We start from the raw sequence: 5,330 nt of genomic DNA, 5'->3' as shown, positions 1-5,330 counted from the left end.
GCGCAGCAGGCCGTGACCCTCGAAACCCTGTCGGTGTCGGGCTCCGGCCTGGGAAGCCCGGCCCCCGCCGAGGGGCTGAACCTGCGGACCGTAGGCGGCAGCGCCAGCCGCCTCGGCCTGACGCCCCTGGAGACCCCCGCCAGCGTCGACGTGATCGCGGGAGAGACCACCCGCCTGCGCGGGCAGAACACCGTGGCCGAGGCCGTGACGCAGAACGCCACCGGCATCACCACCGTGGCGTCTCCGGGCAACGGCAACGGCGCCTTCACGGCCCGGGGCTTTGCCGGCCCAAACTCGATCCAGCAGCTCTACGACGGCACCCGGCTCTTCGTGGGCGCCGGCACCGTGACCTTCCCGTTCGACACCTGGAACGTCGAGCGCATCGAGGTTCTGCGCGGCCCGGCTTCCGTCCTCTACGGCGACGGCGCCATCGGCGGCGTGGTCAACGTGGTCACGAAGAAACCGGTCTTCACGCCCCTCAGCGAGGCGCGAGCCGCGCTCGGCTCGGACGGCCTCGCGCGGCTCGCCCTCGATTCCGGCGGGCCGATCGGCGAGTCCCTGGCCTACCGCCTCAACGTCAGCGGCAACCGGACCGAGGGCTGGATCTCGCCGGACGGGAGCTTTCGCAATCTCGCGGTCTCGGGCGCCCTCGCCTTCCAGGCGACGCCCGACCTCGCTTTCACCGTCAGCCACGATTTCGGCTACCAGGAGCCGGCCCGCTACTGGGGAACGCCGCTGGTCAACGGGCGCATCCTCGAATCCATCCGCTTCAACAACTACAATGTCCGGGACGCCAAGATCCTCTGGACCGACAACTGGACGCAAGCCAAGGCGGAGTGGACGCCCACCGCCGACATCACGATCCGCAACACTGCCTATCGGCTCCAGAGCCGGCGCCAATGGCGCGACGTCGAGCAATACGCCTTCAACCGGGACACGGGCCGGATCGACCGCTCGGACTACCTCGAGATCTACCACAGCCAAGAACAGGTCGGTAACCGCTTCGACGCGGCCTTCCGGGGCACCCTGTTCGGATTTCGCAACGAGTTCCTGGCCGGCTTCGACGTGAACCACATCGCCTTCCGGCACACCAACAACTTCTTCTTCGATACCAGTAGCAGCGTCGATCCGTTCGCCTACGATCCGGGCGTGTTCCCGGCCGAAGGGCTGGCCCGGCCGGCCTACGCCACTTCCACGAACCAGGCCTCGGTCTTTGCCGAGAACCGCCTGGTTCTGTCCGATCAGGTCTCGCTGCTGGCGGGCGTGCGCTACGACGCCCCGACGCTCCATCGCCGCAACCTCGTCACCGGCGCCACCTTCGACCAGGATTTCCAGGCGCTCGGCTACCGCTTCGGAGCCGTCTACAACCCGACGCCGCTGCTGGCGCTCTATGCGCAATATGCCACCGCCACCGATCCGGTGGGCAGCCTGATCTCGCTCTCGCAGAGTCTGGCCAGCTTCAAGCTTTCCACCGGCGAGCAGGTAGAGATTGGCGCCAAGGGCGTGGCCTTCGAAGGTCGGGCCGAGTGGACGCTCGCCGGCTACCGCATCGTCAAGGACAACCTCGTCTCGACGGTGCCGGGCCAGCCGACCCTCGCGACGCAGGTGGGCCGGCAATCCTCCCTCGGTGTCGAGGCGGCCTTGAGCCTGCACCTCCTCGCGGCGTGGCGGATCGACGCCAACATCGCCCTTCTTCACGCCCAGTACGACGCCTTCAATCAGGCGGTCGCCGGGCAGGTGGTCTCCTACGCCGGGCGCCAGCCCATCGACGTGCCCGAGCGCGTGGCCAACCTCTGGCTGAACTACGCCTTCGCGCCCGCCTGGGAGGCGCGGGTCGGCCTGCAGCATGTCGGCGAGACCTACAGCGATTTCGGCAACCAGGCGAAGCGCCCGGCCTACACCCTGGTCAATGCCGGGCTCGACCATCAGGTCACGCCGTCCGCGCGGCTGTCCGTGCGCGCCTACAATCTCTTCGACACGGTCTACGCGATCAGCGGCAACGCGGTCGACGGGATCGGCACCAACTGGCTGCTCGGTCGGCCGCGCTCCTTCGAGGTCGCCTACAGCGTGCGGTTCTGATGCGGCGCTGGCTCAAACCCCTGAAGCGCTGGCTGATCCTCGGCCATCGCTGGCTCGGCATCGCCACGGGCCTGTTCCTCGCCGCCTGGGTGCTATCGGGGCTGGTGATGCTCTACGTGGCGTTCCCGGCCCTAACCGACGCGGAGCGCCTGTCCTATCTCACGCCCATCGCCTGGGAGCGGGTCATCTTCGGCCCTGACGCGGCCCTCGCCCGGGTCGGGCTCGAACCGGCCCCGGACGGGCTCAGCCTCGCCATGCGGGGGCCCGAGCCGGTCTATCAGGTGACGACCCGCGATGGGGCCCGGCACGTGGTCTCCGCCGAGACCGGGACCGTGTTCGGAGAGATCGACGCCCGCGCGGCGCTGGCCGCGTTCGGACGGCATGCCTCGGTGCGGGCGGTCACGCGCGACCAGTGGACGGTGCGGGACCGCTACGACCCCGTGCGGCCCTTCCACGTGGTGGCGCTCCATGATGCCGCCGGCACGGAACTCTACGTTTCGGCCCGCACCGGATCGGTGGTGCTCGACACGACCCGCCGGGAGCGCCTGTGGAACTGGCTCGGGGCGATCCCGCACTGGTTCTACCCGACGCCCCTGCGGGCGCGGGCGGACCTCTGGCGTGGTGTCCTGCTCTGGGTGTCGGGCGTCGCGATCGCCGGCGCGCTGAGCGGCCTCGTCCTCGGGATCTGGCGCCTGCGCCTGCGCCGCCCCTACGCCAGCGGCGCCGTGACGCCCTATCGGGGCATGGGACGTTGGCACCACCTGTTCGGCGTCGTCGGCGGGATCAGCCTCGTCACGTTCGTGGCGAGCGGCTGGCTCTCGATGAATCCGAACCACTGGTTCACGCCGCGCATGCCGTCCGCGGCGATGCGGGAGGCTTATGCCGGCCCCGCCGCCCCAGTGACCCGCGAGGCTTTGAGCGGCATCCCGCTCTCCGGGATCGTCGAGGTCCGGATCGGCCGGGTCGATGGCCGCCCGGTGCTGGTGGCCGCCGACGCCCGGTCGCGCCGGGTCGTGGTGGCGCCGCCGAGCCCTATCGCCGTTCTTGCGGCGGCCGGGCGCGCCCTGCCGGGAGCGGGCATCGCCGGCACGCAGACCCTCACCGCCTACGACGCCTACTGGTATCCCCACCACGACACGCGGCCCTTGCCCGTCCTGCGCGTCCGCTTCGACGACCCGGCCGCGACCTGGCTGCATATCGACCCGGAGAGCGGTGCCCTCCTCGACCGGCTCGATGCCAGCGGCCGGCTCCAGCGCTGGCTGTTCGAGGCAGCCCACCGCCTCGATTTCGCAATCCTGACACAGGCTCGCCCAGCCTGGGACCTCGTGATGTGGCTCCTCAATGGACTCGGTGCGGGCATCGCCCTCACGGGCGTCGCGCTCGGCTGGCGCCGGCTCCGGCGCCCGGCCCGGGCACCCTAGGCGGCGCTAGGCTCAGCCCACAGGGTACGCGGCGTCCTCACCACGCGCGGGGCCGGGCTCTCCGTTGACGGCGCGCACGCACGCCTCGGCTTCCGAAGGGATCGCCGCCGAGGGACAATCGGGAAATTCCATCCAGTCCGTAAAGGCCTCGGCCGGGTAGCTGTGCTGGCACGAGGCGACGTGCCAGGGGGCCGGATCGCCGGCGGCCTCTGGATCCCAGCGGATCACCGCGCGCCGGTCGGGGTCGTCGCGATGGATCGCGATGATCCAGCGGCCGTCATGCGGGGCCCGATCCATGCCCCTCCATGTCCGCATGATGCTGTTTTCCCCTGACCGTGTCCGAGGCCAAAGCAACGCACGAGGCGCCAAAAGCGTTCGAAACGGCACTTCCTGCGGGGTGCGCCACCGGTTGTCGCGCCCGCCGACGCCTGCCATGGTCTCGCCATGGCCCAGACGATCCCCCCGCGCTATTCCCCCGCCGAACTCATCGCCGAACTGCGCGAGGCGGCCGAGGAGATCGCCCCGGAACTCAACGGCATCCGCCCCGAGGAAACCCTGGAGGGCGAATCCGCCCAGACCCTCGAAGAGATGCTGGACGCGCTGCGGCGGATCGCCAACGGCGCGCCGCGTCCCGAGGAGATCGCCCGCATCGCTCTGGAGGCCAAGGCGCCCCTGAAGCCCTTCGGCAAGCCGAGGAGCACGGTCGTGAAGATGCAAAAGCCCCGTCGGTAGGGCGCATCTTACCGCGGCCTTGTTAGCCGTCGGCCGCGGGGCGGTCCGTGCCCGCCTCGGTCTCGGCCGCCGTGTAGCCCTCCAGCCAGTCGGCGCTGTGCTGCGATCCGGCCGGATAGGGATTGGCCGAGGCGGGCTGCCCGGCGGTCTGGGCGGCATGGCCTTCCAGCCAGATCGCGTTCGAACCGATGACGGTCATGGGCGTATCTCCTCTCGGCCGCGAAACGTCGGCCGGAATCGCGTCGCTCGGGAAAACCATGGTTCCGGCGATCGGGTTCGCTTCCGGCCGCATCGACGCGCGAACCGCCACGCTGGCGCCACCCTGATGCATTGTCTGCTGTGGCGAACCCGAAGGAGATCGCGATGCTCGACAGACGCACCCTGCTCGCCGCCGTCCCCTTCCTGGCGGTCGCCCCATCGGCATGGGCAAAGGAGGCGCCGGCCCCCGACCTGGCGCAGCGCTTCGCCGCGCTGGAGGCCGAGAGCGCGGGGCGCCTCGGCATTTTCGTGCGCGACACGCGCACGGGCGCAACCTTCGGCCATCGCGCGGACGAGCCGTTCCCGCTCTGCAGCACCTTCAAGCTCCTAGCGGCCGGCGCGGTGCTGGCGCGGGTCGATGCGGGACAAGAGGATCTCGGTCGCCGCATCGCCTACACCGCCGCCGATCTCGTGGAATACTCCCCGGCCACGCAGCCTCGCCTGGGTGAAGGCAGCATGGCCCTGGGCGACCTCTGCGAGGCGGCCATTACGCTCAGCGACAACACTGCCGCCAATCTCATTCTGTCCACCCTCGGCGGCCCAGCCGGGTTGACCGCGTATCTGCGCACCCTCGACGATCAGGTGACAAGGCTGGACCGCTCCGAGCCGACCCTGAACGAGGCGATCCCGGGTGATCCGCGCGACACCACCACGCCCGCCGCGATGGTGGCGGATCTCGAGCGGCTGACGCTCGGCATGGCCCTGACCACAGCTTCGCGGGACACGCTCGTCGGCTGGCTTGCCCGCAACCGGACGGGCGGCACCCGGCTCCGCGCCGGCCTGCCCGAGGGCTGGCGGGTGGCCGACAAGACGGGCTCGGGTGAGCGCGGCAGCACCAAC

General features: G+C 70.4%; 6 protein-coding genes. 4 read left to right on the top strand and 2 right to left on the bottom strand.

Features of this window, described 5'->3' with window-relative positions; all coding sequences use genetic code 11:
• Together JWQ05_RS02225 and JWQ05_RS02220 are read left to right on the top strand one after the other, a co-directional pair.
• Positions 1-2,079, top strand: a 2,079-nt coding sequence (locus JWQ05_RS02225) for a TonB-dependent siderophore receptor (RefSeq protein ID WP_299653812.1), incomplete at its 5' end; no start/stop codon positions are given.
• Entirely contained in the window at positions 2,079-3,500 is a 1,422-nt protein-coding gene (locus JWQ05_RS02220; RefSeq protein WP_299653809.1) for a PepSY domain-containing protein, read from the top strand. The genes JWQ05_RS02225 and JWQ05_RS02220, both read left to right, overlap by 1 nt.
• A 12-nt stretch (positions 3,501-3,512) precedes the next feature.
• Here JWQ05_RS02220 and JWQ05_RS02215 read toward each other — a convergent pair whose 3' ends face one another.
• The gene (locus JWQ05_RS02215; protein ID WP_299653806.1) at positions 3,513-3,797 is read right to left on the bottom strand and encodes a hypothetical protein; all 285 of its coding nucleotides are present in this window, start codon (positions 3,795-3,797) and stop codon (positions 3,513-3,515) included.
• 147 nt (positions 3,798-3,944) lie between these two features.
• On the opposite strand from JWQ05_RS02215, the gene JWQ05_RS02210 reads away from it, so the two are divergent.
• Complete coding sequence (locus tag JWQ05_RS02210) at positions 3,945-4,232, top strand: hypothetical protein (protein ID WP_299653803.1); 288 nt, start codon at positions 3,945-3,947, stop codon at positions 4,230-4,232.
• Positions 4,233-4,254: 22 nt separating this feature from the next.
• Here the strand turns inward: JWQ05_RS02210 and JWQ05_RS02205 are convergent, their stop codons facing one another.
• Complete coding sequence (locus JWQ05_RS02205; RefSeq protein WP_299653800.1) at positions 4,255-4,431, bottom strand: hypothetical protein; 177 nt, start codon at positions 4,429-4,431, stop codon at positions 4,255-4,257.
• Between the two features lie 164 nt (positions 4,432-4,595).
• On the opposite strand from JWQ05_RS02205, the gene bla reads away from it, so the two are divergent.
• Positions 4,596-5,330, top strand: a 735-nt coding sequence (gene bla / locus JWQ05_RS02200; RefSeq protein ID WP_299653797.1) for a class A beta-lactamase, incomplete at its 3' end; no start/stop codon positions are given.

This window comes from Methylobacterium sp. (assembly GCF_028290105.1).
Lineage (GTDB): Bacteria > Pseudomonadota > Alphaproteobacteria > Rhizobiales > Beijerinckiaceae > Methylobacterium.
This window is presented reverse-complemented; position numbering and strand designations above follow the sequence as displayed.

Bases quoted from the DNA above. Each gene is read 5' to 3' on its own strand.
- JWQ05_RS02220 (WP_299653809.1), top strand. From the start codon at position 2,079: ATGCGGCGCTGGCTCAAACCCCTGAAGCGCTGGCTGATCCTCGGCCAT.
- JWQ05_RS02215 (WP_299653806.1), bottom strand. From the start codon at position 3,797: ATGGATCGGGCCCCGCATGACGGCCGCTGGATCATCGCGATCCATCGC.
- JWQ05_RS02210 (WP_299653803.1), top strand. From the start codon at position 3,945: ATGGCCCAGACGATCCCCCCGCGCTATTCCCCCGCCGAACTCATCGCC.
- JWQ05_RS02205 (WP_299653800.1), bottom strand. From the start codon at position 4,431: ATGACCGTCATCGGTTCGAACGCGATCTGGCTGGAAGGCCATGCCGCC.